Below are 26,647 nucleotides of genomic sequence, written 5' to 3'. Positions count from 1 at the left end.
GTTTTCCCTAAGAAAACTCTACATTTTTTTGACACTTTTTAACTTTCATACCTCGAAAAAATCACGATATTTGTAAGTCTTTGCATATAGCAGGATTTTTAATTTTTAATATGAGTCAAAAACAATATACAGCTAGTAGTATTCAGGCATTGGAAGGAATGGAGCACGTTCGTATGCGTCCTTCAATGTACATTGGTGATGTAGGAGTCAGAGGACTTCACCACTTGGTTTATGAAGTAGTAGATAACTCTATTGACGAGGCATTGGCAGGATACTGCGATACAATCTTCGTTAACATCAAGGAAGGAAACGGAATTGAAGTAAGTGATAACGGTAGAGGTATCCCGGTTGATTTTCACGAAAAAGAGCAAAAATCTGCCCTTGAAGTGGTAATGACAAAAATTGGAGCCGGAGGTAAGTTTGACAAAGACTCTTATAAGGTTTCAGGAGGTCTTCACGGGGTTGGGGTTTCTTGTGTGAATGCACTTTCCAACGAAATGATTACTACTGTTTACAGAGACGGAAACGTTTATCAGCAGATTTATTCAAGAGGAAAAGCTCAGACTGGTGTTGAAGAGATCGGCCACAGTGAAAGAAGAGGTACCAAGCAGTTTTTCCAGCCGGATGATAGTATATTTACAGAATTAATTTACAATTACGATACATTAGCAACTCGTTTAAGAGAGCTTTCTTATCTTAATAGAGGAATTACAATTACTCTGACTGATGAAAGAGAAGCATTAGAAGATGGTTCTTTCAGAACAGAAGTTTTTCATTCTGAAGGAGGGTTAAAAGAATTTGTTGCTTATATTGATGGTAACCGTGAATCGATCATGGAACACGTGATTTTCATGGAAGGTGAAAGAGATGATATTCCTGTTGAGGTAGCAATGCGTTATAATACGTCATTCAACGAAAATCTTCACTCTTACGTTAATAATATTAATACCCACGAAGGAGGTACTCACCTGGCAGGTTTCAGAAGAGCTTTAACAAGAACTTTAAAGAAATATGCCGATGAATTAGGGCTTCCTGCAAAAGAAAAAGTAGAAATTACCGGTGATGACTTCCGTGAAGGATTAACAGCTGTAATCTCTGTAAAAGTAATGGAACCTCAATTTGAAGGACAGACCAAAACAAAATTAGGAAACTCTGAAGTTTCTGGTGCTGTTGATAAGATTGTAGGAGAGATGCTTACTAATTTCTTAGAAGAGAACCCTAATGAAGCTAAAGTAATTGTTCAAAAAGTTGTCTTGGCAGCAAAAGCAAGACAGGCCGCTAAAAAAGCGCGTGAAATGGTTCAGAGAAAATCTCCGATGGGAGGTTCTGGCCTTCCTGGAAAGCTTTCTGACTGTTCTTCCAAAGACCCTGCTGAATCTGAAATTTTCCTTGTAGAGGGAGATTCCGCAGGAGGTACTGCTAAGCAGGGACGTGACAGACACTTCCAGGCTATTCTTCCATTAAGAGGTAAAATTCTGAACGTAGAGAAGTCTATGCTTCATAAAGTATATGACAATGAAGAAATCAGAAATATCTATACTGCTCTTGGAGTTTCCGTAGGTACTGAGGAAGACAGCAAAGCATTGAATATGGCTAAGCTAAGATACCACAAGATCGTTATTATGACCGATGCCGATATTGATGGATCCCACATTTCGACATTGATCCTTACGTTCTTCTTCAGATATATGAAGGAACTTATTGAGAATGGATATATCTATATTGCTCAGCCACCTTTATACCTATTAAAGAAAGGGAACAAAAAAGTGTATGCTTATAACGAAAAAGAACGTGAAGAGTTTACATTAGAAATGGCCCCGGATGGAAAAGGAGTAGAAGTGCAACGTTACAAAGGTCTTGGAGAAATGAACCCGGAGCAGCTTTGGGAAACAACACTTAATCCGGAACACAGAATTCTGAAGCAGGTAACTATCGATAATGCTGTTGAAGCTGATAGTGTATTCTCAATGTTGATGGGAGATGAGGTTCCACCAAGAAGAGAATTTATCGAGAAAAATGCGAAATATGCAAAAATTGATGCATAAACCTTTTTAAAAATATCATAAAAAAGCTTCTAATTATTTAGAAGCTTTTTTTATATTTGGATAAACCAAAAAAACAAATAATATGTTAACTCTTTTACAAACAGACCCTTACAATGGGGCTGATTCGGTATCTGGTGCAGCGGCTGCAGGATTAGGGATAGGAACTATGTTCTTCGGATTACTTTGCTATATCTTCTACGGATACTGCATGTATAAAATCTTCCAGAAAGCAGGAAGACAAGATGCGTGGGCTGCGTTTATTCCTATTTATAATACAATTGTATTACTGGAAATTGTGAAAAAACCGATATGGTGGATCATTCTTTTCTGTATTCCGCTCGTGAATATCTATGCATGTTGGGTAGTATATGACAGGCTGGCTAAAGGTTTTTCCAAAGAAACTCCTCTCTACACAATTCTGATTCTCCTTTTTGGATTTATTTTTATTCCTGTATTGGGTCTTGGAAGCGATCAGTTTGATAGTAAGCTGGTTCCAAATGATTAAAAAAGAAAGAGAAAAAACTTAAAGACTTCAGCAATGAGGTCTTTTTTATGAACAATGTTTTCAATTGTAGAATTTATTGTACTTTCTTTTATTATTAATTCTACATCCTATAAAACATCTGAATTATAATTTATTTTAAATTTGAAATGCAGACAATATGAAGTTTATCCCTTCATGCCACAGAATAAATATTTCCTTCTCCCAATATAGAATGAGTATAAATATTCTGTTTTAACTTTTCAGAATTTGATGATGAAAAGTTGATAATGTGTTCATAGCCTTATAGGTACATTTAAAAAAGTACTTTTTAAGTATTAGGTTAAGGCTTCACATGTTGAAGCCTTTTATATTTTTTTAACAGTTATTAAGATTTTCTTATTTTTGCATAATCTTAATAACTATGATGAAAATATTAGTTTTGGGGGCTTTATCTATAGCCTCATTACATTTCGCACAGAGCTATCCTGCCTCTGCCATTCCTGAGAATTTAAAGAAAAATGCTAACGTCGTTGTACGAAAAGATTTCACGACTGCTCAGATCAATAAAGTTGATGAAATAAAATACCAGTATAACACGGTTACCACAGTTTTAAATAAAGATGGTAACGAACAGGCAGTTATTTATATTCCTTATGATAAACAAAGGCGTATTTCAAACATAAAAGTTACGATTTATGATGAAGCCGGGAAAAAAATCAAGAGTGTCTCGAAGTCTGATTTTCAGGATGTAGCTAATAATCCTCAGGGAGTTTTTTATTCTGATAACAGAACCTTGGTATACTCATATACACCGGCTCAGTATCCTTATACTGTGGATTTTTCTTACGAAACGAATGATGAAAACACGGTTTTTATCCCTGATTTTGTGCCTTTTAATTCTGTGAAAACATCTTTGGAAGAAGCACAGTTCAAAATCATTAATAATTCAGGAATTGAGTTGAGAACTAAGATTTATCCTTCAAAATATAATTATACATCTGTAATAGAGAGTGGCAGTGGAAATGATAAGACTTATGCTTACAAAAACGTGCCTGCTATTGATGATGCCTTTATGATACCACAGCCTGTTAAGATTTTACCTGCTGTTGATTTTGCTCTGGCAAGATTCAGTCTGGCAGGAAAACAGGGAACTTTGAATAACTGGACAGATTTTGGAACTTGGATTTATAATGATCTTTTGATACCCGTTTCAGGATCTACTCCTGCTATTAAAGCGGAAGTAGCCTCTTTACAGCTGCAGGGATCCGTAGCCGATAAGGTGAAGAAAATTTATCAGTACATGCAGAACAAAAGTCGCTATATAGCGGTATCTCTAGGAATAGGAGGCTGGCAGCCTATGCTGCCGGATGAAGTTCAGAAAAAAGGATATGGAGACTGTAAAGGGCTTACCAATTATATGAGGATTCTTTTGACCGAGGCAGGTATTCCATCCACTTATTGTATTATCAATTCTAGCCGTTCACAGGTTTCCTTTGATCCTGAATTCCCATCTATGGGTGGAAACCATGTTATTCTGATGGTTCCTACTGAAAAAGGAAATATCTGGCTTGAAAACACGTCTCAGCAAATAGCTTTTAACCATTTAAGTTACAGTACAACGGATAGAAATGTATTGGCTGTGACTCAAAAAGGAATAGAACTGATCAATACCCCTGTATATAAAGCAGAACAGAATAAAGAAAAACAGACGTTGAAAATTAACCTCCATGAGGATAACAGCATTATCGGAACTGGGAATTTTTACTATACGGGAAATCAGTATGATTATAATTTAGGATTGGCTAATCTTAACCCTAAAGAAAAAAATGATGCAGTAAAAAGGATATTTGATATTTTAAACTTTGAAAAGGTTGAAATGAAAAACTTTAATAATGACCGAGACAATGCTGCCATAACCTATGATCTGGATTTTAAGACGAATAATTTTTCTAAAAAAGCAGGAAACAGTCTTTTGTTCAGATCTGTCCCTATTTTTACGGATGCTGTTTTTAAAACCGATGAAAGCCGGGAACTTCCTTTTGAAGTAGGGATGTCTTATGAAGATGAATATGAAATTGCATTTATTCTTCCTCAAGGTTACAAAATTGATGAAACACCAGATAATTCCAATATTACTTCAGAATTTGGATCTTACAAGTTGAGTTTCGTTAAAAGTAACGATGAGATAAAAGTAATCAGAAAAATGCAGATTAATAAAGGATTATATCCAAAAGAAAAATACAACGATTACATAAGTTTCAGAAAAAAAATTCTGAACAGGGATAATTCAAAAATCTTAATAACTAAAATATAACCATGAAAAAAATAATAGTATTGGTGCTTTGTTCTGCCAATGCAATCATGCTGAATGCTCAGAAAAAGTATGAGTTTCTGAATCCTCCTAAATTCAATGATGCGGATCTGTCTAAAGTGAAATCATTATTAGATGAAAATGCTCCTGCTGAGATTTTGTATAAATCAGCTTACTTTATGATAGATGCCAATACAGGAAACCTTCACAAAAGATATTACTTCAGAGTTAAAATTTACAATAAAGATAAAGCTGAAGACTGGTTGAATCTTGAAATTCCTATTTACAATGTAGGAACCAATAGAGAATCTTTGGGTAAATTCAAGGCTTTTACCTATAATCTTGAAAATGGAAATGTAGTTCCTGTAAAAGTAGAGAAGAGTTCTCAATATAAAAGTAAAGAGAATAAATACGTTACGCTGACCAAATTTGCTTTTCCAAGTGTGAAAAACGGATCTGTCTTAGAATATCAGTATGAAATCGTATCACCATTCCGATTCATTATTCCGGAAGTATTAATAGAATCCGATACCCCTTCCCTGAATACAGAATATGTATTGGACGCTCCCATTAATATGTCCTATAATCTAAATTATACAGGAGAAATGACTCCTAAATACAGAGAAATAGAAGAAAGAAATCTATATGGCGCTCAGTACAGAACATACAGATTTGCTTATGAAAATATAAAAGGTTTTAAAACTGAAAAGTTTGTAAGAAATGACAGAAACTTCAGGACGAAAATAGGGGCGGAGCTAAACTCTACTAATTTTGGTGAGCTTAAACTCTATTCGTCTTCATGGGATCAGATAGGGAAAAGACTTTATGAAAGTGACGATTTTGGTGGAGAACTGAAAAGAACAAAACTGGCTAAAGAAAATATGCCGGCAGAAGTTTCAGGAATGAAAACCGATCTTGAAAAGGCAAATACCATTTTTTCTTATGTTCAGAAAACTTTTACCTGGAATAAAGACAGAGGGGTTTACACTGAGGATGGTATCAAAAAATTGTTGGAAACTAAAGTCGGAAATGCCGCAGAAATTAATCTTTTCTTAGTGATGATGCTTCGTGAAGCCGGGCTTAAAGCTGATCCTTTGGTTATTTCTACAGTAGAAAACGGGATAATTAATCTGGTGTCTCCCAATATTTCCAATATGAATTTTGTATTGGCAGCTATTAATCTTAATGATCAGCTGCATATTTATGATGCAACCTCGAAGCAGTCTTCTCTTGATGAAATTCCTCTTAAAAACTGGAATCAATTTGGAATTCTGGTGACTAAAGAAAAGACGCTGCAGATTCAAATGTCCAATTTAAAATCAAGCAATACTTTCCTTACAGCTAATGCCAAGATTAATGATGACGGAAGTATTTCAGGAACTTATTCAGATAGGGATACCGGTGCTTATGCGATGTATGTAAAGGATAGTTATGATGACAATGCAGAAAAATATAAAAAACAGTACAAAGAAAATTTCTCTATGGACTTTACGGATATCAATTCAAAAGTGTTGGAAAATGGAGATTTTGAAAGCAGTATGAAATTCTCTTCTTCAAACCTTATTGATAGAGTAGGAAAGAAAATGATTATCAATCCAATGTTGTTTTTAAGTAAAAGTTCCAATGAGTTTGATCAGGCTGAAGTCAGAAAATATCCTATCGACTTTGGATCTCCCACTACCAAAGTTAAGAAAGTAACTCTTGAAATTCCTGAAGGATATGTAATAGAGGAAATGCCTAAAGAAAAAAAGATTGTTACAGAAGATAAAGAAATATCATATAGTTATTCTATAGAACAAAAAGGAAATAAACTGGAAGTAACTACCACAACAAAAATAGGCAGCTCAGATTATCCGAAAGAATACTATCCTGCATTTAAACAGATCTGGGGCGTAGCCTCCAAATTTGAGAACCAGGTGATCAGCCTTATTAAAAAATAAATTTTATTCAATTTGAACAAAATTTAATCAATAAAAATAAGTTTTTTCAAAAACCATTCATCTTTTGAATGGTTTTTGTATTTACTATCAAAAAAAAATTAGAATTATGAAAAATACGATTGCTGTTATAGCATTATCTTCTTTCTTAGGGATGACTGCCTGTAAAAAAATGAAACGGGAGGGGCATCAGAAAAAATAGAAAATAAAACACAACAAGAATTTGTAGTAGACTCTGTTAAAGTTAATGATTCTACAAAAATTACAGATTCTTTAAAAGTGAGTTATACTTCAAAACTACTGGTTTTTCCAATGTTAAAAGATAAAAAACTCCTAGACAGCATCTATTTTCAGAATGAAAAAATCAAAGACTTTTCCAAAGCAGGTCTTCAGGCTTATCTGGATAATGAAAAGAATAGTTATTTCAACTCAGTAAAAATGATAATAAAGATTGGGTCTCAGACGTCACATATGCCCAAAATTGGTATTCAAGCTCACATATGAATCTGATTTCAAATATAAACGGATATATGCATATACAATATGTTGGAAGCGGATATGAAGGCGGTGCTCATGATAATTATGGTTTTTCAGAAAGAGTTTTTGATCTTAAAAACAGCAAAAAATTAGAACTGAAAGATATTACTTCAATGCCTAAAAATAAGATTGAGGCCATTCTGATGAAAAATATTGATAAAATGAACAGCGGAACAATGGATGGTGATGGTGAGGTGAAAAACTCCGAAATGTTGTTAGTAGAGAAAATTCCGGCATCAGATAACTTCTATTTTGACGATAAAAATCTATATTTCCACTACAGTCCTTATGAAATTGCAGCTTTTGCCGCTGGAGATATTACAATTCCTGTTTCATGGGAAGACTTAAAAGGGACTTTAAATGCAGAATTTAAAGAAAGAATGAAAATTAAGTAAATTAATGCTTCCAGTTCAGGAAGCATTTTCTATTTTGCGTTGATGAAAAAAGTAGCATTTATTATCAATCCATTTTCAGCTAAAAAAAATTATCAGCCGTTTTTGAACGAGCTTAAAAATAAGGTTGAAAATCCATTATATTACGTTTCAGAATCTATTCTGGGAACTGATGAGTTTATCAAAGACCACTTTGATGAAGTGGATATCTTTGTAGCCATAGGAGGAGATGGAACTATTTCCACTGTGGCAAAAAATCTTATTAATACAGAAAAAATTCTGGCTATTTTTCCGGCCGGATCAGGAAACGGATTTTCCAATGAAACACAATTCAGTAAAAATCTGGATGAACTTTTAGAAAAAATAAAAGTGAAAAACTCCAGAAAGATTGATACATTTACGGTGAACGACAGGCTTTCAATCAATGTTTCAGGAACAGGATTTGATGGTAAAGTAGTCAAAGAGTTTGAAAAAACCAGCCGTGGATTTAAAAACTATATCAAAGTTTCTCTGAAAACATTCTTTAATTATAAACCTATCAAAGTGAAGTTCTTTGATGAAGAGTACCAGCAGTACAACGGCCGCTATCTGATGATGAATATCGCCAATACACGCCAGTTTGGGAACAATGCTTATATTGCTCCTAAAGCAAGTAAAAGTGACGGACTGGTGGATATGGTTTTAGTAAAAAAGTTTCCGCTTACTTATTCTGCCCTGTTTGCTTTCAGAATGTTTACCAAAAGACTGAAAGATGATGAATATGTAACCTATCTTCCGGTTTCCGAAATATCATTTAAAGTAAATACTAAAAACTGGCATCTTGACGGTGAATTCAATAAAATAAAATCACCCATTCATGTTAAAGTACAGCCTGCGAGTTTGAATATTTTGGTTTAAGGTTTCAAGTTTATTTTGTTACGGGTTGTTTTTGTTCCTGGTAACCCACAACGCTAAACCTTAAAACCCTCAAACACTCCCACTCTCAAACACTCCCACTCTCAAACTCCCTATCTAAACCTCAAGTTTTTTCTCAACTTCTGTTGGATGATCCAGGCAATATTGAAGCTGCTTCTTATCAAGCTGTTTTTCCCAGTTGGCAACCACTACTGTGGCAACAGAATTCCCGATTACATTGGTCAATGCTCTGCATTCACTCATGAATTTATCAATCCCAAGAATTAAAGTCATACCAGCAATCGGAATTTCAGGAACTACTGCCAGTGTTGCTGCCAGCGTAACAAATCCAGCACCTGTAACCCCTGCGGCACCTTTTGAGCTTAACATAGCCACCAAAAGAAGCATCAGCTGTTTTTCAATGGGAAGATGAATGTTTAATGCTTGTGCGATAAATAGCGAGGCAAGCGTCATATAAATATTCGTTCCGTCAAGATTGAAAGAATATCCGGTAGGAACCACAAGACCTACAATGGCTCTTGAGCAGCCCGCTTTTTCAAGTTTTTCCATAATTCCCGGCAAAGCAGACTCTGAAGAACTTGTACCCAAAACGAGAAGAAGTTCTTCTTTAAGGTAGAAAAGGAGTTTAAAAATATTAAATCCGTTATACCATGCTACCGCTCCCAACACCAGAACAACGAAAAGAATAGAGGTAATATAAAATGTGGCTACAAGAAATATCAGGTTCAATACAGAATGAAGTCCGTATTTTCCGATCGTAAATGCCATAGCCCCGAAAGCTCCAATGGGAGCAAGCTTCATAAGCATATGAACAATTTTGAATACCGGAGTTGAGAGATCTTGTAGAAAATCCGTTACTTTCTGGCTTTTTTCTTTTGTTAAAACCAAAGCAACTCCCATTAAAATAGCTACCAAAAGAACCTGAAGAATATTTTCACCTACTAACGGACTGAATAAAGTTTCAGGAATGATATTCATAATGAAACCTGTAAGCGTTGATTCGTGAGCTTTGGCCTGGTATTGTGAAACATCACCTGAAAGGGTAGAAGGATCAATATTTAAACCATGACCTGGCTGTAAAAGGTTTCCAACTATTAATCCGATGATGAGGGCAAGGGTTGAAAAGGTGAAAAAATAGATCATTGCTTTGATGGCAATTCTGCCTACTTTTTTCAAATCGGTCATATGGGCGATTCCCAAAGTAAGGGTAATAAAGATCACCGGAGCGATAATCATTTTCACCAATTTGATGAATCCGTCTCCCAAAGGTTTCATTTTTTCTCCCAATTCAGGGTAAAATTTTCCAAGAAGAATACCCGCAACTATGGCTATAATCACCTGGAAATAAAGCTGATTGTGTATTTTTTTGCTTTCAAAGAACAGTCGTTTTGTTTTTTTAAGAGCGAAAATTAAGAAAATTTATCTGAAAACATGACGAAAGTCATTGAAAAGAATCTCTTGCAAGGCTTATATATAAAAACTCCGGCTTCATTCATAAAAGATAAAAACCTTTTATGAATGAAGCCGGAGCTGTATTTATCTGATTGATTATAAATGTAATTATTCCACAGCTACCGAATCATCTCCACGGCCATCTGCTACAGCATGGATATTTCCTTTTTCATCAATGACAATCATTTCTGTTTTTCCGATATATTTTGTCTTTTCAATGACATAATTTTTGCTTTTCAGTTCAGAAATAGTGCTTTCCGGGAAATTGTTTTCCACAGTAATGGTTTCTGGTAGCCATTGGTGGTGAAATTTCGGCGCATTAACGGAAATATTCGCATTCAGTTTAAAATCCACCACATTTACAATGGATTGGTATACTGAAGTTGGGATTGTAGTTCCTCCAGGTGTTCCCACAACCATAAAAGGTTTTCCGTTCTTAAGAATAATGGTTGGAGTCATAGAAGAAAGCATTCTCTTATTCGGCTGTATTGAATTGGCTTCTCCTCCTACAGCTCCAAACATATTCGGTACACCAGGCTTGATAGAGAAATCATCCATTTCATTATTTAAAAAGAATCCCGCTCCTGAAACCAGAACTTTGCTTCCGTAATATCCATTAAGAGTAGTGGTTACAGAAGCAGCATTTCCATCTTTATCCAATACGGAAATATGAGTAGTCTGCATAGATTCTTTAGGTTGTTCTATGATTTTACCCACTTCTGCACTGGGTGTAGCTTTATCAAAACTGAAGCTTTTCCACCTTCCTTTCAGATAGTCATCAGAGATCAGGTAAGAGGTTTTATCCTGAATAAAATCAGGATCGCCCATATATTCTGCTCTGTCTGCATAAGCTCTTCGCTCTGCTTCCGTCATGATCTGGACAGCTTTTGTAGAGTTTTGCTGGTATTTTTCAAGATTTTCAAAACTTGCCATTCTTAGCATTTGGGCAAGAAGAACTCCGCCACTTGAAGGTAAAGGCATGGTAACAACATTATTTCCTTTATAATCAAATTCCAGTGCTTTTCTTTCGGCAACTTTATAATTTTTAAGATCTTCCAGGGTAATAATTCCGTTACCTCTTTTCATTTCTGCAACCAAGAGATCAGCTGTTTTTCCTTCATAAAAACCTTTTGCTCCCAATTTTTGAATCAGTTTAAAGTCTCAGCCAGGTCTTTTTGAATTAACAGATCTCCGGCTTTCCATGGAGTATCTTTTACAAAAATGATTGAAGATTTATTATGTTTCTGGAATTTTTCTCTTTGATTATTCAGCATTTCTGCTTCTTTATCTGTAATGGCAAATCCTTTTTCAGCAAGATCAATAGCAGGCTGAATAATCTTTTCCATAGGAAGTTTGCAGTATTTCAGGGTAGCAAAGAATCCGGCCACACTTCCTGGTATTCCTACTGCCAGTCTTCCGTTTTGAGAAAGATCGGTATCTGCTTTTCCTTTTTTATCAATATACATATCTCTGGAAGCCTTTTTAGGAGCCGTTTCTCTGTAATCCAGCGTGAATTTTTCACCATTACTTTTCACACCTACCAAAAATCCACCACCTCCGATATTTCCTGCTTGCGGATACACTACAGCAAGAGCATATTGTGCTGCAGTAACAGCATCGTAGGCATTTCCGCCCATTTTTAAGATTTTAGCTCCCGCTTCACTGGCTAATGGATGTGCAGAAACTACAACACCTTTATTCTTTACCTGTACTTCCTTAATAATATTGATATCTGTGAATTGAGCCCAGCTGAGCTGAGCTGCCAAAAGCATCGAAGCAATTAAAATCTTCTTCATATGATTGTTTTTCTTTGAAACAAAATTATTGAATTTTCAGTTAATCACAGCCTGATGATCATTGCATTTAGTTTTTTCTTTGATTGAGGTAGTCTAATGGAAGATACATGTCGTTTATCAGGTGAATATTTTTAAATACACCTTTTTTATTATGGTTGACATGTTTTTTTACTTTTGTACAATTCTAAAAAATCTGAAAAATGGAATCCTATACGGAAAGAATACTGATTACAGGTGCCTTGGGACAAATTGGTACCGAACTTACGAACAGACTTGTTGAAATCCACGGAGCTGAAAACGTGGTTGCTTCAGGATTAGACAGATGGCAGGAAGGAATTACTTCTGCCGGACACTATGAAAGAATGGATGTTACCAATACACAATTGGTAAGACAGGTGATTAAGGATTACGATATCACGACAGTGTATCATCTGGCTTCGCTTTTATCCGGAACATCAGAAAAGCAGCCTATTTTTGCTTGGAAACTGAATCTTGAACCATTGCTACACTTTTGTGAAATGGCGAAAGAAGGGCTTCTTAAAAAGATCTTCTGGCCAAGTTCTATCGCTGTATTTGGAAAAGGAATTCCAAAGCATGAAGTAGGGCAGGATGTGGTGTTGAATCCAACAACTGTTTACGGAATCTCTAAAATGGCAGGGGAGAAGTGGTGCGAATACTATTTCGATAAATATGGGGTGGATGTAAGAAGTATCAGATATCCTGGATTGATCTCATGGAAAACTCCAGCAGGAGGTGGAACTACTGACTATGCTGTTGAGATTTTCTATAAAGCGATTGAAGATGGAAAGTATACAAGTTTCATTTCCGAAAATACAGGGATGCCGATGTTGTACATGGATGATGCTATCAATGCAACTTTAAAATTAATGGATGCACCGAAAGAAAGTTTGACGGTTCGTTCTTCTTATAATTTGGGTGGAATGTCTTTTACTCCAAAAGAATTGTCAGACGAAATCAAGAAAGAAATTCCAGATTTTACGATTGATTATAACCCGGATTTCAGACAGGCAATTGCAGATTCATGGCCAGCTTCCATTGATGATTCTGTAGCTAAAAAAGACTGGGGTCTGACTTATGATTTCGGAATTTCAGAAATGACAAAGGATATGATCAAGAATCTGAAAGTGAAATTGGGTAAGGATTAATAATGTAAAGTTTTACTTTAATTAATAATTGCTTTAACGTCTGATTTTTAATATTTTATAGAATTTATATAAATTTTAATTTAAATGGTATTATTGACTTTTAACATCACGTGTATTGAAGCTGAAGTAAAAAATGGCTCCCAGATTACTGCTGATGAGAGATTGAAAATCACAGAAGATAATACCAGAGCAATTCTTAGAATTTTAGATATTCATAATATCAAGTCAAGTTTTTTGTAGAAATTTCTCTTACCGAAAAACTTCAGAATTTAATAAAAGCAATTTCATCCAAAGGGCATGAAATTGCTTTTTATAATAAAGATTCCAATCCGGAAGAAATTGAAAATGCCAAGAAGAATATTCAGGAGCTTTTGGAAAAACAGATCAGAGGAATTCGTCAGAAAGATGTAAAAGTTTCGCAGGAAATTTTGAAGCTGATGGAATTTAATTACGTTTCCAATATTGATAATGCCAATATTCTTTTTCCCTTCAAAAGACTCAAAAGAGATACCGTAATCACAGAAGAAGATGGGTTGAGTATTGTCCCGGAAAGTATCTCTCCGTACAGCCAGCTTCCTTACAATGATTTTGTATTTCAGATCCTGCCGATGAAGTATTATCAGAATATGGTTCTGGAAACATTGCAGAATGAAGAGTTTGTGCTGATCTATTTAAATACATGGCAGTTTACGGATTTCAAGAAATACCGTTTTGAAATACCATTCTACCGAAGCTTGTTTTCGGGCAAAAAAATGGAGGACAAATTAGATGCCCTCATTACTTTTCTCAATGACAGGGAAATGGCTACTTCCCGTATGAAAGATTATATTTTTTAGGTTGCAGATGTTAGGTTGTAGGTTTTAGGGAGTTTGAGAGTGAGAGCGTTCGAGAGTTTAAGGTTGTGGGTAACTAGGAATAAAAACAACCCGCAACAAAATAAACTCGCTATCAGAGCAACTCGCAATCCGAAGCCCGCACCTCTAGCTCAGTTCAAAAAGTGTAATTTCCGGCAATACACCCACTCTTCCCGGGTACCCCAATACACCGAATCCTCTGTTTACGTACAGTAGTTTTCCTTCACTTTCGTATAAATCAGCCCATTTTGGGTAACGGTATTGTACTGGTGACCATTTTACATTTTTAAGATCTAAACCAAACTGCATTCCGTGTGTATGTCCTGAAAGGGTTAGGTGGATATTGGCAGGGTGCTTTTTTACTACATAATCAAAATGGGTAGGGTCGTGACTCATTAAAATTTTAGTAGCAGATTCCGGTACGCCTTTTAAAGCGTCATCTATTTTTCCAAATTGAGGAAATGGTTTTAATCCCCAGTTTTCAACGCCCAGAATGTATAATTTTTCTCCGTTTTTTTCGATGACTCTGTGCTCGTTTCTTAACATATCAAACCCGGCCTGCTTTTCATAGCCGATTAAAGTGTCAAGATTTTTCTTTTTAGCATCGGGTGACTCCCAGTTTACATAATCTCCATAATCATGGTTTCCTAAGACTGCCAATTTGCCGTCTTTAGCTTTAATTTTTGAAAATAAAGGAATGAAAGGTTTGAACTCATCTGCGACGTTATTCACCATGTCTCCGGTAAATAATACCAGATCAGGCTTCTGTTCGTTGATTAGTTCGATAGCGTGCTGTAACTTACCCGGATCAGAGAAACTTCCACTGTGAACATCTGAAATCTGGATGATTTTGTAGCCTTTAAAGCTTTTCGGAAGATTGGCAAAATTCACTCTTACTCTTCTTACCTTATGTCTGTATTTTCCAAACGTAATTCCGTCAATGAATAGTGCTGAAAGAACTCCGCTCATTCCAAGCCCCACAAGACTTAGAAACTTCCTTCTTTCCGGGAAAAAGTTTTCCGTAGGCTTGGCAAATCCAATCAGGTAACCTCCGGTTCTGATGATATCATCAATTAATAAAAACAGAACCACGAAAATTTTTGGAAGGATGAAGATTAAAAACAGTGAAATCATGATCTGAGCTCTTACCATACTTCGGTCTGACCTTTGGTAATGAGTGACTTCGTAGGCGAAAATTCCATATACGACCAGTGATATTACCCAATATCCGATTCTGATCCAGAAATTATCGGTAAGCGTTCTGACAGCCTGATAAATATATACTTCCAAAAACAGGAAGATTCCGGCAATGATTAAAAAATTCTTTTGCATATCTGATCAAAAAAAGCACAAAGAATAAACTTCCCTGTGCTTTTATATTTTAATTGTTTAAATATTACTTTTTAGGAAATCTATAAACGATAGCATTGATATTCATTCCGGCACCTACCGAAGTCATCACAATGTTACCATTATCTTTAAACGATTGACCCTCCATTTTTCCTTTAATTATAATGTCATACATCGTAGGAATTGTTGCTACAGAAGTATTTCCAAGATCCTGAATGGTCATAGGAGAGATTGCGTGATCATATTCTTTCACATCGTAAAGTCTGTGAAGTCTTTCAATCATAGCGTAATCCATTTTAGCATTTGCCTGGTGAATTAAGATTTTATCTATATCTTCAATAGAAAGACCAGCATCCGTAATGGTATCTTTGATGGCATCCGGTACATTTTTAAGAGCATATTCATAAATCTTTCTTCCTAACATTCTTACGTAAAGACGTTTTTGATCCGCTTCTTTATTGATAGATGGCTGGTTTTCAAGATAGTTCAATTCTGGTCCGTTGTCACAAATTGTGTTGTGAGCAATAATTCCCACATTTTCTTCGTCAGTTGCTTTTACTACTACCGCTCCGGCACCATCAGCAAAGATCATTCTGTTTCTGTCATAAGGATCAGTTACTCTGCTTAAAGTCTCTCCTCCGATAACAAGAATTGTTTTCGCTACTTTAGCTTTGATCAGATTATCCGCCAAAATCATAGCTTCTACCCATCCTGGGCAACCGAAAACCATATCATATGTTACGCATTTTCTGTTTTTGATCCCCAGCTTATTCTTTACTCTTGCTGCCATTGTTGGCATAAAATCCGCATATCCGTTTTCGGTAACTTCCCCGAAATTGCTTGCATAGATGATATAATCCAATTCTTCGCCGTCTACTTTTGCATCTTCAAGAGCAATTTTTGCAGCTTCATACCCGATTTTTGAGTTGGAAAGATCATCCTCAATGAACCTCCTGTTTTCGATTTCTGTAATCTCTACAAATTTCGCAATGGTCTCTTCCACAGGCTTTTCAATCTTTACTCCGTCTTCAGTATAAAACTCGGAATTCATGAAGTAATCTCTACCAATAACTCTGTTCGGAATATAAGATCCAGAGCCAATAATGATCGTATTCGGCATTCGTTTATATGATTTTTTTAAAGATGCAAAGTTAATAATTAATATTAATAACAGAGAATTAAAAATATTATTAAATTTGCAAAAATTGTACTTTACAATCTATGAAAAACAACTCATCCTTAAAAGGCTTACTTATTGCAGCTGTGGCGTTTATCGTTGCCTTTGGGATCTACTTCCTTTTTTTAGCCAAGAAGAATTATTATGTGGTAGATAATCCTACCCCGAATACGTATTATTTCAAGATCAATAACGGATCTGAAGGTATTATTTCAGCGGGGCAGTATGTGCATGTGGATTTGAATAAAGGGAAAAACTCTATTCAGGTTTTCGATCAGAACAAAAAAATGCTTTACGATTCAGCATTTGAAGTGAATAAACTTCGTGGTCTGATTAATATTACCCATCAGGATTATTATGTGAATGATCAGTATTACGGATACAATCTTAAAAAAGATTCGTTGCTGTCGGCACTTGATAAAACCGTTATTGACGGAAAGGACTATTACGGAGGAGCGAAACGCTTCAATAAGCTTTACACAGAAGATTTTTATTACAATGTAGATGAAGACTATGATAAAGTGATCAAGAATATCCAGCAAGTGGAATCACGATCTAAAATCTTCAGAAAGCAGGATTACCTAAATTATTATAAAGAATATTACAAGTTTTAAGTTTTGACAAAAGATATCACCAAAGTTACTCCCTACAATTCAGAGGCTACAAAAAAAGCCAGGTAGAGGATATGTTCGACAATATTGCACCGAAGTATGACCTTCTGAACCGTGTTTTATCCATGAAAATTGACATTCTGTGGAGAAATAAACTGGTAAAATGGATGAAAAATGATAATCCGCAGGAAGTGCTGGATGTGGCTACAGGAACGGGAGATCTGGCAATTACCATTGAAAAAGGTACCGGTTCTAAAGTAGTTGGATTAGATTTATCACAACAAATGCTGAATGTTGGCGTTATTAAAATAAAAAAACTTAAATTAGACGGCAAAATTTCCATGCAAAAAGGAGATGCAGAAAATTTACCTTTCGAGGACAATAGATTTGATGCTGTTTCCGTTGCATTTGGAGTAAGGAATTTTGAAAACCTTACCAAAGGTTTGGCAGAGTTAAGAAGAGTAGTTAAAGATAACAAAAGTGTTTATATACTGGAGTTTTCAAAGGTTGAGGGTTTCATGGGGCCATTTTATATGTTTTATTTCAAAAATATATTGCCTGCCATCGGCAGATTGGTTTCTAAGGATAATAGGGCGTATACATACCTTCCGGATTCTGTAAATGCTTTTCCTTTCGGGGAGAAGATGAAACAAATTCTTTTAGATACGGGATTTAAGAAAGTTGAATATAAAAAATTAAGTTTAGGTATAGCCACAATTTATAAAGCAACAAAGTAACCTATGAATAAATTTCTATTAAAAGCACTGGTTTTAACCTCAGTAAATGTTGCCGTTTTTGCTAACGCGCAATTCAGAACCCGAAACAGAATGGATAAGTTGGAAGATTTCGACGAGCAGAAATTCAGTTGGGGGTTTTATTTGAACGGGAACAGACTGGATTACCGCATTGTTTTGCATCCGAAATACGGGATGAATGATAATGAAAACCTTGTTACCTCTAAGGAAAGTTATAGTTTCGGTGCCGGGCTTATTGCAAAATGGAGACTGAATGACTATCTTGACGTAAGAATAGAACCAGGTTTACAGTTTGCACAAAGACAGTTGACTTTTAATACTCAATCCAATGACATTTATGCAGGCGGGTCTCTTACCAATCCTCCTTTTATGCCAATCCCTTTACAGGAAAAGGATAGAGTAAGAGAAATTAAATCTACTTTGATTGATATTCCGGTACTTTTGGAACTTCACGGTCAGAGATGGTACAATTCAAGGCCTTACGTTGCAGCGGGGGTGAACTATGTAGTAAACCTTCAGTCTAATGCAACTTCTACAGATGATAACATGCAGGGAATCTACAGATCTACAACGCACAACTTCGCATGGTCTGCAGAAATGGGAATTCAGTTTTATTTCAATAAGTTTAAACTGACTCCTGCTGTAAGAGGAACATTCTTCATGAACAACGAGAAAGTAGCTGATAATGCTACTACACCTCCTTACTGGTCGTCTGCCATCTCTACACTGCAGACAAGAGCCGTAATGTTTGTTCTGAAATTTGAATAAAAAATATTTCATTCAAAAATAGACAGGAGGTGCATTAGCGCCTCCTTTTTTATTGTTATATCAAAATATAGAGTGTTTTATTTTTGTTAGTGTTATTATTTTTTTATTTTTGCTTTTAGTTAGAATATACAAACCTGAAATGCTTCAAGATTTAGAAAACAATTTTTCAGAATTAGAGAGAAAGATTTCGACTCTGCAAAAGAACTATAAAAATCTTACGGAAAATTTAAAAGAATTAAATATTGAGCATGAAGAACTGAAGAAGAAGTATGATGAGGAAAGAAGAAAGAATCAGGTATTAGCAGAAGAACAAAAAAATATAAAACTTTATTCAGCAATATCAGGAAATCCTGAACACAATAGATTAATGAAAAACCATATCAACAGATTGGTGAAAGAAATTGATTTCTGTATTGCTCAGCTTCAAAACAGTGGATTATAATGGAGATAAGGAGAATAACCGTCAACATTGCAGGAAGAGTATATCCGCTGAACGTACCGGCAGCAGAGGAAGAAACTTTGCGTAAAGTAGGGAAGCAGATCGAGAATATGATTAAAGATTTTGAACAGAACTTCGATGTAAGAGATAAACAGGATGCTTTGGCAATGTGTGCCCTGAAACTGGGAACCAATGCAGAAGTAGTTTCTCTGAACTACGAAAAAAATATTAATTCTACCAACGAAAGGTTAACGCAGATTAATCAGTCGTTGAATGAAATCGGGAAATAGATTTTTTTCCTGAAAAATTACTGCCTACAATAATTCTAACACATTAAAGGTAAACTCAACGCTAAACAATTACCGAACAAATGTCCATCGAATGGCGTGCCGGATTTCCGGATTACAGACAGTGGAAATCAGTTCAAATCGTGTTGATTAGGAGTTTACTCTCAATCTCTGGATTATTGTGGGCTTTTTTTATTAAACAAGGATATGAATACAATTAAAACTCAATATAAATTATGATAGAAGTTATAGTCGGTGTTGTTTGTTTAGTAATTGGAGCTGTCGTGGGAATGTTTTTTTCCAGAAGTTCTCTGAATACTAAAGCAAAATTCATCATAGATGATGCTAAGAAAAACGCCGAAAACCTTATAGAAAAAGCTAACGTACAGGCTGAATCCATAAAGAAAGAAAAAAACCTTCAGGCAAAAGAAAAGTTTCTGGAACTGAAATCTCAGCATGATGCAGACATTCAGTCCCGTGAAAAGAAAATGCAGGAAGTTGAAAAGAGAACGAAAGACAAAGAGCATAAGCTGAATGACGAACTTAGCAAGACCGGAAAACTTGAAAAAGATCTGGATAAGCAGATTGGAGACTACGCTAAGAAGACCGAAATTCTTGAAAGAAAACAACAGGAATTAGATACAGCTAACGCTAAGAAAGTAGAAATACTTGAAAAAATCTCTAATTATACAGCTGATGAAGCTAAAGCAGAATTGGTAGAAACCATGAGAGCTGAAGCTAAAACAAGAGCACAGGCACACGTTCAGAGCATCATGGAAGAAGCTCAGATGAATGCCAAAAACGAAGCGAGAAAAATCGTTATCCAAACCATTCAGAGAATCGGAACCGAACAGGCTATCGAAAACTCAGTATCGGTTTTCAATATTGAATCTGATGAAGTAAAAGGTAGAATTATCGGTAGAGAAGGTAGAAATATCCGTGCTTTAGAAGCCGTAACAGGCGTAGAAATCATCGTTGATGATACTCCGGAAGCCATTCTTCTTTCATGCTTTGACCCGGTAAGAAGAGAGATTGCAAGACTATCCCTTCACAGATTGGTAACTGATGGTAGAATTCACCCGGCGAGAATTGAAGAGGTTGTAGAAAAAACAAGAAAACAGATCGAAGAGGAAATCATTGAAGTGGGTAAGAGAACCATCATTGATTTAGGAATCCACGGATTACACCCGGAATTGATCAAAATCGTAGGTAGAATGAAATACCGTTCTTCTTACGGACAAAACCTACTACAGCACTCAAGAGAAGTAGCAAACATTGCTGCAACCATGGCTGCTGAGTTAGGATTAAACGTAAAATTAGCAAAAAGAGCAGGTCTTTTACACGATATCGGTAAAGTGCCTGAGCAGGAATCAGAACTTCCACACGCGCTTCTAGGAATGCAGTGGGCTGAGAAATATGGTGAAAACCCTGAAGTAGTAAACGCTATCGGAGCTCACCACGATGAAATTGAAATGAAGTCTTTATTGTCTCCGATCATTCAGGTAGCCGATGCCATCTCAGGAGCAAGACCAGGAGCAAGAAGACAGGTATTGGAATCTTACATCCAGAGATTGAAAGATCTTGAATCTGCAGCATTAAGCTTCGATGGAGTATCAAGCGCTTATGCAATTCAGGCAGGTAGAGAACTGAGGGTAATGGTAGAGAGCGGAAAAGTAAACGATGAAGTAGCTTCTCAACTTTCTTACGATATCTCAGAGAAAATTCAAAATGAACTGACGTATCCAGGGCAGGTAAAAGTAACAGTAATCAGAGAAACGAGAGCTGTGAATATTGCCAGATAATAATCAGAAAAAGATATTTAATAAAAACCTTTCAAGAAATTGAAAGGTTTTTTATTTTTATCAAAACTTAAAAATGCAAGAACTGTCCCTGTCTTCAAAACTGAAGTACATTTTCTCTATTCCCGTTATTATTTCTGCCCTAGGCTATTTTGTAGATATCTATGACCTTCTTTTATTCGGTATCGTTAGAATTCCAAGTTTAAAGGCATTAGGTTTGAATCCTGATGCAGACGGAACCTTTATTCTGAACTGCCAGATGGTAGGACTTCTTGTTGGAGGGGTTTTCTGGGGGATTTTTGGTGATAAAAAAGGAAGACTTTCCGTTTTGTTCGGTTCTATTCTGGTATACTCCTTGGCCAACATTGCCTGTGGTTTTCTTCCTTATTTCCCTAAAGAGCATTTGGTGTATCAATATGCCGGTTTGAGGTTTATTGCGGGTATTGGGCTAGCCGGAGAGCTGGGAGCAGGAATTACACTGGTTTCTGAAAGTCTTCCGAAGAGCTTAAGAGCCATCGGAACCTCAGTAGTTGCTGGTTTTGGATTAATGGGAGCTGTTGTGGCTCAGCTTACCGTAGAACTGGCCGGAGGATGGAATATCTCTTATATTATCGGGGGAGTAATGGGAATCCTGTTGTTGCTGCTGAGAATTAGTGTATCCGAATCCGGAATTTATAAGAATATTGTCCATAAAAATGTCTCAAAAGGAAATTTTCTATCCTTTTTCACGAATAAAGACCGATTGATAAGATATTTAAAATGCATTGCTGTAGGATTGCCTACCTGGTACTGTATCGGGATTCTGGCTGTTTTAGCCAATCAGTTTGCTCCTGAAATGGGAATAAAAGACCTTAACCCCGGAAAAGCAATTATGTGGGCGTATATAGGAATTTCTGTCGGTGATTTATTGAGCGGATTTATCTCTCATGCTTTAAAATCACGTAAAATGGCCATTTTTTATATGCTGATTTTTACCCTGATCGGAGTAGCAATAATGTTATTTGGTAATACAAATACAGAAACAAAATATTACCTGTTTTGCGTATGGCTGGGCTTTGGAACTGGATATTGGGCTATGTTTGTAACGCTGGCAGCTGAACAATTTGGAACAAATATCAGAAATACCGCAACCACTACTGTTCCCAATATGGTAAGAGGATTGGTACCGGTGATGATATTTGCGTTTGATTCTCTTAAAGGCCATTTTCCGGTAGTGGAAAGTGCAGCCATTGTAGGAGTGGTGGTATTCGGGCTTGCATTTTATTCCTCGCTTACCATTTCAGAAACGCATGACAGAGATCTTGAATTTACAGAGTAAATTAAATTGTTTAATAAATAATACGCTGGTATTCCTCGTTTTGAATACAATAATGAAGTTATAATCAATAAATTATTAATTTTTGTTTTGATTTTTGTTGCGAGTATTTAATATTTGTTTAACTTTGGAACGTAACTAAAACTATATTTTTAATCAAAACTAAATCACATTAACATTATGAAAAACGCTAAAAAACTGAGAAAACAAGACTTGAAAAATATTACAGGAGGAGTAAGCGGTAAGCCGGATCTGTCTCTTTGCGGATGCAGCTGTTCAGGTGCTGTAACAGGACCTTGGTATTGTGTACAGTATATCGGTTGCCCGCAGGTATATACTTGTGGTGAAGCCGCAATCTAAAGAAAATTATTTCAATTAGAAATAAACATTTCCACATTTAATATGCAGAACCCTTTTGATTTCAAAAGGGTTCTGCTCTTTTTAATAGATAATGTAAAGAAGACTGCCAACACTTATTGTTACCCATAGGATAATTGCCATAGCTAAAGGTTTTAATCCAATAGACTTCATCGTCTGAATAGAAAGCGTAGAACCGATGAAAAATAAAGTCAGATTCAGGCCGGATTTTGCTAAAACAGTGATTGCAGTACTGAAACTTTCAAGAATGGGGAAATACGTATTTAATAAGATTGCAACAATAAAATAACCAATAAACCACGGAATTTTTATTTTAGAATCTTTACTTTTAAAAATGAACATGGTGATCAATGAAACAGGGATAATCCATAAAGCACGCGCCAATTTCACGGTAGTTGCTGTTTTTAAGGCTTCATCTCCATATTTGCCGGCAGCACCTACTACAGAACTTGTATCGTGAATTCCCACAGCACACCAGAGCCCAAACTGTTCTTGTGAAAGGTTCAGAAGATGTCCAATAGCAGGGTAAACAAACAATGCAATAGAATTGAGTGTAAATACAATGGCCAATGCAAGAGAAATCTGCTTTGTGCTGGGCTTAATAATAGGAGAGACGGCTGCAATGGCACTTCCACCGCAGATAGCGGTTCCCGCAGAAAGAAGATAAGATAAAGGTCTTTCCAGTTTAAATACCTTCCCAAGAAAATATCCTAAAACCATTACTGTAACAATACTTACAACTGTTAACATCAAACCCGTTTTTCCGGCATGAAGCGCTTCATCCAGTTTTAGCCCGAATCCCAGCCCAACAATTGAAATCTGCAGCAGTAAATGAATATAGTGATGAAGATGCTTTTCAAAAGGATTTCCTATCAAAATAGCAAGAAAAAATCCTAAAATAAGGGCTATAGGCGAAGATATAAAGGGGGTAAGGCACAAAACAGCTAACGCAATAAAAAATACTTTCCGTGTCATTTCATTTTGAATGAAATCTTTCATAATGCGAACTTTTAAAATCTGCATCAAAATTCCGGAAAATACTATTACAAAGTAAATTGTATTTTGTTATATCGAATAACCAAAAGTTATATCTTTGCTTATTGCTTATTGCTTATTGCTTATTGCTTATTGCTTATTGCTTATTGCTTATTGCTTATTGCTTATTGCTTATTGCTTATTGCTTATTGCTTATTGGTTGTCATTCAGCAAATCTTAAGAAGAGTTTTATCAGTTCAGATTGTTCCCCTTTAGGCAGAATAAAATGAAAATCTCTTTCAATACTGAAATTTTTAACATCAATAACGGTCAATACATTATTTTTAAGCTCATTCAGGATGGTACTGATAGAAAGAAATGCCATACATTCTGAGTGGAGAAGGTAATTTTTAATACTTTCACTGCTTCCCAGCTGCATGACCGTATTCAGTTCATGGATATTAATTTCCTTTTCTTTAAGCCTGTTTTGGATAAATTCCAATGTTCCTGAGCCTTGCTCTCTGAAGATCAAATCCAGTTGATAAAGATCTTTCAAATTTAATGTTTTATGAGCCAGCGGGTGATCTGATTTTGCAGTCAGAACAATTTCATCCGGCTTAAACGTTTTATATTCAAAATAGGAAGACTGCGATTCTCCTTCAATGATCCCCAGATCAATTTTTTCTTCTTTTAAAAGAGTTGAGATGGTTTCTGTATTTCCTGTAAGAAGCTCAATCTTAATGTCTTTATAATAAGAATTGAATTTGGCCAAAATTTCCGGTAAAATATACTGTGCAACAGTGGTACTTGCCCCGATAATCAGTTTTCCTTTATGCTGCTGACTGATCTGGTTAATCTCAAATTCCATATCACGGTAGATATTTCTGATCTTCTCAGCATGTTCAAAAAGAATCTTTCCACTTTGGGTCAATTGGATAGAAGTTCCTTTACGGTCAAATAATTTGGCACCTATCTGTGTTTCAATTTCTTTAATGTGTTTGGTGACAGCAGGCTGGGAAATGTGAAGCTCTTCTGAAGCTTTAGTGAAGCTTAATCGGGTAGCTACCGTATGGAAAACTTTTAATCTGTAATCGAACATGGGGTAAAATTACGAATTATAGTTGGAAATGGTGAAAGGGAGTTGGTGAGTTTGAGTGTGGGAGAGTTTTAGAATTTGAGGATGATGGGATACGAGTTGCGAGTTGCAGGTTTTGAGGTTTTGAGTTTGAGAGTGGGAGGGTTTGAGAGTTTAAAGTTTAAGGTTCAGAGTTTAATGTTGTGGGCATATAACTTGCAACTCGTAACCCGCAACGAAGATAACTCGTAACCTGCAACCCGAACCCCGAATCTCGTATCCCCTATAAAAAATCCGAAATAGATCTGTCCTGCTGGCTCTCAAATCTTCTGTTTTTCGCTTCTCCGATTTTCTGTTTTGTATAAATACTGTTGTGGCCGGAAAGAAGATAAGATACAACGCACGCAATAGCCACATATACACCACATTCTGCTCCGAATAATTCAATTCCCATCAGCATACAGGCTAAAGGAGTATTGGTTGCTCCGGCAAATACGGCTACAAATCCCATTCCAGCCAATAATCCAAAAGGTAATGGAATAAAAAGCGACAAAGCACTCCCTAAAGTAGCCCCGATAAAGAACAAAGGAGTAACCTCCCCACCTTTGAATCCTGCTGAAAGCGTAACAATCGTAAAAATCATTTTTAAAACAAAATCATACAGGGGAAGCTGTTTATCAAAAGATTCTAGAATCACGGACACACCCAATCCGATGTATCGGGTTGTTCCCATCGCAAAAACTGCCAACGCAACAATAATTCCTCCTACAACAGGACGGAGTGGAGGATATTTGATTTTTGATTTAAAAAGAGAACCCATCCAATGGATAATCTTGCTGAAAGCAGCTGCACAGATTCCAAAGGCAATACCTGCCAGAATACTGTATAGAATGGGGAGAAATTCAAGTTTTGGAATGAAATCAATATGATAATGGGTATGTTTTACATTCCAGAGATTGGTAGCCCAGTCTGCCAGAACAGCAGAAGCAAACGCGGGAAAGATGGCATTATAACGGATTCTTCCCATCAGAAAAACCTCAAGACCAAAAACAGCTCCGGCCAGTGGAGTTCCGAAAACAGAACCAAATCCCGCAGCAATTGCTGAAATAATCAATATTTTTCTGTCATTTCTGTCGAGTTTAAAAGGTTTCGTTAGCTGATCGGCGATAGCTCCTGCCATTTGAAGTGCTGTTCCTTCACGACCTGCTGAACCTCCGAAAAAATGAGTGACAATTGTTCCCAGATATACAAAAGGAGCCATCTTAAACGGAATAATTCCCTTGGGTTCATGAATCGTATCAATCAACAGGTTATTTCCTGCTTCCACATCTTTTCCAAAATAATAATAAAGAATTCCTATCAGGAATCCAGCCACCGGCAGCAATGCAATCAGCCAGAGATGATTTTCTCTGAAGTTCGTTGCCCATTCTAAAGATTGAAGAAATCCAGCAGAAGCCGTTCCTACCAAAGCTCCAATAATAATACTGATACACAACCATTTTAAAATATAAGGTAGAGCCGGAAATTTTCTGAAGAAAAATGAATATGAAAAACTGCTTTTTTACCTAGTGTTCTTTGACTTTTTGACATGATAATCCTGATTAGTTATTTGTTAATAATCTTTTAATCAGGCGTCATCAGCTTTTGAAAAGCGGTTGGGTAAGGAAGAACACCATTTCCTTTTGATACTGCAAATATAGAAAGAAGAATTTGTTTTTCAAAAATAAACTATTGGTTGCTGGTTGTTTTTTGTTGCGGGTTCAGGTTATTTTAGTTGCTGGTTATGTTAATTTAGGATTTCCTGGTTTTGAGTTTGAGAGTGGGAGGAG

At 36.0% G+C, this 26,647-nt stretch carries 21 protein-coding genes, 2 pseudogenes and 1 riboswitch; of the genes and pseudogenes, 16 read left to right on the top strand and 7 right to left on the bottom strand.

The window, feature by feature from the left end:
* Positions 1 to 110 precede the first annotated feature (110 nt).
* The 6 genes from gyrB (at position 111) to BOQ62_RS02765 (ending at position 8,603) form a co-directional block, all read left to right on the top strand.
* Positions 111 to 2,045 (top strand): DNA topoisomerase (ATP-hydrolyzing) subunit B, encoded by a 1,935-nt coding sequence (gene gyrB / locus BOQ62_RS02790; RefSeq protein WP_129036926.1) that lies wholly within the window; start codon positions 111 to 113, stop codon positions 2,043 to 2,045.
* 82 nt (positions 2,046 to 2,127) lie between these two features.
* Positions 2,128 to 2,550, top strand: coding sequence for a DUF5684 domain-containing protein (locus BOQ62_RS02785; RefSeq protein ID WP_129036924.1), 423 nt, complete (start codon positions 2,128 to 2,130; stop codon positions 2,548 to 2,550).
* Between the two features lie 400 nt (positions 2,551 to 2,950).
* A complete protein-coding gene (locus BOQ62_RS02780) occupies positions 2,951 to 4,843 on the top strand; it encodes a DUF3857 domain-containing protein (RefSeq protein ID WP_129036922.1) in 1,893 nt (630 codons plus the stop codon).
* Between the two features lie 2 nt (positions 4,844 to 4,845).
* A complete protein-coding gene (locus BOQ62_RS02775; protein WP_129036920.1) occupies positions 4,846 to 6,780 on the top strand; it encodes a DUF3857 domain-containing protein in 1,935 nt (644 codons plus the stop codon).
* Positions 6,781 to 7,307: 527 nt separating this feature from the next.
* Positions 7,308 to 7,709 (top strand): RsiV family protein, encoded by a 402-nt coding sequence (locus BOQ62_RS22905; RefSeq protein WP_228413621.1) that lies wholly within the window; start codon positions 7,308 to 7,310, stop codon positions 7,707 to 7,709.
* Positions 7,710 to 7,751: 42 nt separating this feature from the next.
* Positions 7,752 to 8,603, top strand: a complete 852-nt coding sequence (locus BOQ62_RS02765; RefSeq protein WP_129036918.1) for a diacylglycerol/lipid kinase family protein — start codon at positions 7,752 to 7,754, stop codon at positions 8,601 to 8,603.
* Positions 8,604 to 8,717: 114 nt separating this feature from the next.
* On the opposite strand, the gene BOQ62_RS02760 is transcribed toward BOQ62_RS02765, so the two are convergent.
* Positions 8,718 to 10,004, bottom strand: a complete 1,287-nt coding sequence (locus tag BOQ62_RS02760) for a dicarboxylate/amino acid:cation symporter (RefSeq protein WP_129036916.1) — start codon at positions 10,002 to 10,004, stop codon at positions 8,718 to 8,720.
* Between the two features lie 177 nt (positions 10,005 to 10,181).
* Positions 10,182 to 11,869, bottom strand: a pseudogene (gene ggt, locus BOQ62_RS02755) (gamma-glutamyltransferase).
* Between the two features lie 200 nt (positions 11,870 to 12,069).
* Here ggt and BOQ62_RS02750 point away from each other — a divergent pair.
* Both BOQ62_RS02750 and BOQ62_RS22900 read left to right on the top strand, forming a co-directional pair.
* The gene (locus BOQ62_RS02750; RefSeq protein ID WP_129036914.1) at positions 12,070 to 13,035 is read left to right on the top strand and encodes an NAD-dependent epimerase/dehydratase family protein; all 966 of its coding nucleotides are present in this window, start codon (positions 12,070 to 12,072) and stop codon (positions 13,033 to 13,035) included.
* A gap of 371 nt (positions 13,036 to 13,406) precedes the next feature.
* The gene (locus BOQ62_RS22900) at positions 13,407 to 13,871 is read left to right on the top strand and encodes a hypothetical protein (protein WP_228413619.1); all 465 of its coding nucleotides are present in this window, start codon (positions 13,407 to 13,409) and stop codon (positions 13,869 to 13,871) included.
* Positions 13,872 to 14,015: 144 nt separating this feature from the next.
* Here the strand turns inward: BOQ62_RS22900 and BOQ62_RS02740 are convergent, their stop codons facing one another.
* Entirely contained in the window at positions 14,016 to 15,221 is a 1,206-nt protein-coding gene (locus tag BOQ62_RS02740; RefSeq protein ID WP_129036912.1) for a metallophosphoesterase, read from the bottom strand.
* Between the two features lie 64 nt (positions 15,222 to 15,285).
* Positions 15,286 to 16,359: a 3-oxoacyl-ACP synthase III family protein gene (locus tag BOQ62_RS02735; protein WP_129036910.1), complete on the bottom strand. Its 1,074-nt coding sequence runs from the start codon at positions 16,357 to 16,359 to the stop codon at positions 15,286 to 15,288.
* A gap of 101 nt (positions 16,360 to 16,460) precedes the next feature.
* Here BOQ62_RS02735 and BOQ62_RS02730 point away from each other — a divergent pair, with 101 nt between their 5' ends.
* The 8 genes and pseudogenes from BOQ62_RS02730 to BOQ62_RS02695 all read left to right on the top strand — a co-directional run bounded on the left by BOQ62_RS02730 (position 16,461) and on the right by BOQ62_RS02695 (position 22,750).
* Positions 16,461 to 17,030 (top strand): hypothetical protein, encoded by a 570-nt coding sequence (locus BOQ62_RS02730; protein ID WP_105701516.1) that lies wholly within the window; start codon positions 16,461 to 16,463, stop codon positions 17,028 to 17,030.
* Between the two features lie 3 nt (positions 17,031 to 17,033).
* Positions 17,034 to 17,764 (top strand): annotated as a pseudogene (ubiE, locus tag BOQ62_RS02725) (bifunctional demethylmenaquinone methyltransferase/2-methoxy-6-polyprenyl-1,4-benzoquinol methylase UbiE).
* A 3-nt stretch (positions 17,765 to 17,767) separates the two neighbouring features.
* Positions 17,768 to 18,550, top strand: a complete 783-nt coding sequence (locus BOQ62_RS02720) for a porin family protein (protein ID WP_105701517.1) — start codon at positions 17,768 to 17,770, stop codon at positions 18,548 to 18,550.
* 139 nt (positions 18,551 to 18,689) lie between these two features.
* Positions 18,690 to 18,992: a hypothetical protein gene (locus tag BOQ62_RS02715; protein WP_047376863.1), complete on the top strand. Its 303-nt coding sequence runs from the start codon at positions 18,690 to 18,692 to the stop codon at positions 18,990 to 18,992.
* On the top strand, positions 18,992 to 19,279 hold the full coding sequence (locus BOQ62_RS02710) for a cell division protein ZapA (RefSeq protein WP_077415090.1): 288 nt from the start codon (positions 18,992 to 18,994) through the stop codon (positions 19,277 to 19,279). The genes BOQ62_RS02715 and BOQ62_RS02710 overlap by 1 nt, the downstream gene beginning before the upstream one ends.
* Before the next feature lie 233 nt (positions 19,280 to 19,512).
* Positions 19,513 to 21,078, top strand: a complete 1,566-nt coding sequence (rny, locus tag BOQ62_RS02705; protein ID WP_185146783.1) for a ribonuclease Y — start codon at positions 19,513 to 19,515, stop codon at positions 21,076 to 21,078.
* Between the two features lie 73 nt (positions 21,079 to 21,151).
* Complete coding sequence (locus tag BOQ62_RS02700; RefSeq protein WP_129036904.1) at positions 21,152 to 22,393, top strand: MFS transporter; 1,242 nt, start codon at positions 21,152 to 21,154, stop codon at positions 22,391 to 22,393.
* A gap of 177 nt (positions 22,394 to 22,570) precedes the next feature.
* Positions 22,571 to 22,750: a hypothetical protein gene (locus BOQ62_RS02695; RefSeq protein WP_228413617.1), complete on the top strand. Its 180-nt coding sequence runs from the start codon at positions 22,571 to 22,573 to the stop codon at positions 22,748 to 22,750.
* Positions 22,751 to 22,831: 81 nt separating this feature from the next.
* On the opposite strand, the gene BOQ62_RS02690 is transcribed toward BOQ62_RS02695, so the two are convergent.
* The 3 genes from BOQ62_RS02690 to BOQ62_RS02680 form a co-directional block, all read right to left on the bottom strand.
* A complete protein-coding gene (locus BOQ62_RS02690) occupies positions 22,832 to 23,767 on the bottom strand; it encodes a YeiH family protein (RefSeq protein WP_129036900.1) in 936 nt (311 codons plus the stop codon).
* A 199-nt stretch (positions 23,768 to 23,966) separates the two neighbouring features.
* Positions 23,967 to 24,842, bottom strand: coding sequence for a LysR family transcriptional regulator (locus BOQ62_RS02685; protein WP_129036898.1), 876 nt, complete (start codon positions 24,840 to 24,842; stop codon positions 23,967 to 23,969).
* Between the two features lie 259 nt (positions 24,843 to 25,101).
* On the bottom strand, positions 25,102 to 26,313 hold the full coding sequence (locus tag BOQ62_RS02680; RefSeq protein WP_228413614.1) for a voltage-gated chloride channel family protein: 1,212 nt from the start codon (positions 26,311 to 26,313) through the stop codon (positions 25,102 to 25,104).
* A 126-nt stretch (positions 26,314 to 26,439) separates the two neighbouring features.
* A riboswitch (Fluoride riboswitch) is annotated at positions 26,440 to 26,507 on the bottom strand.
* Positions 26,508 to 26,647 lie beyond the last annotated feature (140 nt).

Origin of the sequence: Chryseobacterium sp. CH21 (genome assembly GCF_004119445.1) — a bacterium.
In the GTDB taxonomy this organism is placed as follows: Bacteria; Bacteroidota; Bacteroidia; order Flavobacteriales; family Weeksellaceae; genus Chryseobacterium.
The sequence above is the reverse complement of the archived record's forward strand: the minus strand, read 5'-3'. Positions and strand labels throughout refer to the sequence as shown.

Coding starts and splice junctions, on each gene's coding strand:
- BOQ62_RS02730 (WP_105701516.1), top strand. CDS start 16,461: ATGAAAAACAACTCATCCTTAAAAGGCTTACTTATTGCAGCTGTGGCG.
- BOQ62_RS02685 (WP_129036898.1), bottom strand. CDS start 24,842: ATGTTCGATTACAGATTAAAAGTTTTCCATACGGTAGCTACCCGATTA.
- gyrB (WP_129036926.1), top strand. CDS start 111: ATGAGTCAAAAACAATATACAGCTAGTAGTATTCAGGCATTGGAAGGA.
- BOQ62_RS02690 (WP_129036900.1), bottom strand. CDS start 23,767: ATGAAAGATTTCATTCAAAATGAAATGACACGGAAAGTATTTTTTATT.
- BOQ62_RS22905 (WP_228413621.1), top strand. CDS start 7,308: ATGCATATACAATATGTTGGAAGCGGATATGAAGGCGGTGCTCATGAT.
- BOQ62_RS02695 (WP_228413617.1), top strand. CDS start 22,571: ATGAAAAACGCTAAAAAACTGAGAAAACAAGACTTGAAAAATATTACA.
- BOQ62_RS02700 (WP_129036904.1), top strand. CDS start 21,152: ATGCAAGAACTGTCCCTGTCTTCAAAACTGAAGTACATTTTCTCTATT.
- rny (WP_185146783.1), top strand. CDS start 19,513: ATGATAGAAGTTATAGTCGGTGTTGTTTGTTTAGTAATTGGAGCTGTC.
- BOQ62_RS02740 (WP_129036912.1), bottom strand. CDS start 15,221: ATGCAAAAGAATTTTTTAATCATTGCCGGAATCTTCCTGTTTTTGGAA.
- BOQ62_RS02750 (WP_129036914.1), top strand. CDS start 12,070: ATGGAATCCTATACGGAAAGAATACTGATTACAGGTGCCTTGGGACAA.
- BOQ62_RS02735 (WP_129036910.1), bottom strand. CDS start 16,359: ATGCCGAATACGATCATTATTGGCTCTGGATCTTATATTCCGAACAGA.
- BOQ62_RS02780 (WP_129036922.1), top strand. CDS start 2,951: ATGATGAAAATATTAGTTTTGGGGGCTTTATCTATAGCCTCATTACAT.
- BOQ62_RS02715 (WP_047376863.1), top strand. CDS start 18,690: ATGCTTCAAGATTTAGAAAACAATTTTTCAGAATTAGAGAGAAAGATT.
- BOQ62_RS02710 (WP_077415090.1), top strand. CDS start 18,992: ATGGAGATAAGGAGAATAACCGTCAACATTGCAGGAAGAGTATATCCG.
- BOQ62_RS02775 (WP_129036920.1), top strand. CDS start 4,846: ATGAAAAAAATAATAGTATTGGTGCTTTGTTCTGCCAATGCAATCATG.
- BOQ62_RS02785 (WP_129036924.1), top strand. CDS start 2,128: ATGTTAACTCTTTTACAAACAGACCCTTACAATGGGGCTGATTCGGTA.
- BOQ62_RS02720 (WP_105701517.1), top strand. CDS start 17,768: ATGAATAAATTTCTATTAAAAGCACTGGTTTTAACCTCAGTAAATGTT.
- BOQ62_RS02765 (WP_129036918.1), top strand. CDS start 7,752: ATGAAAAAAGTAGCATTTATTATCAATCCATTTTCAGCTAAAAAAAAT.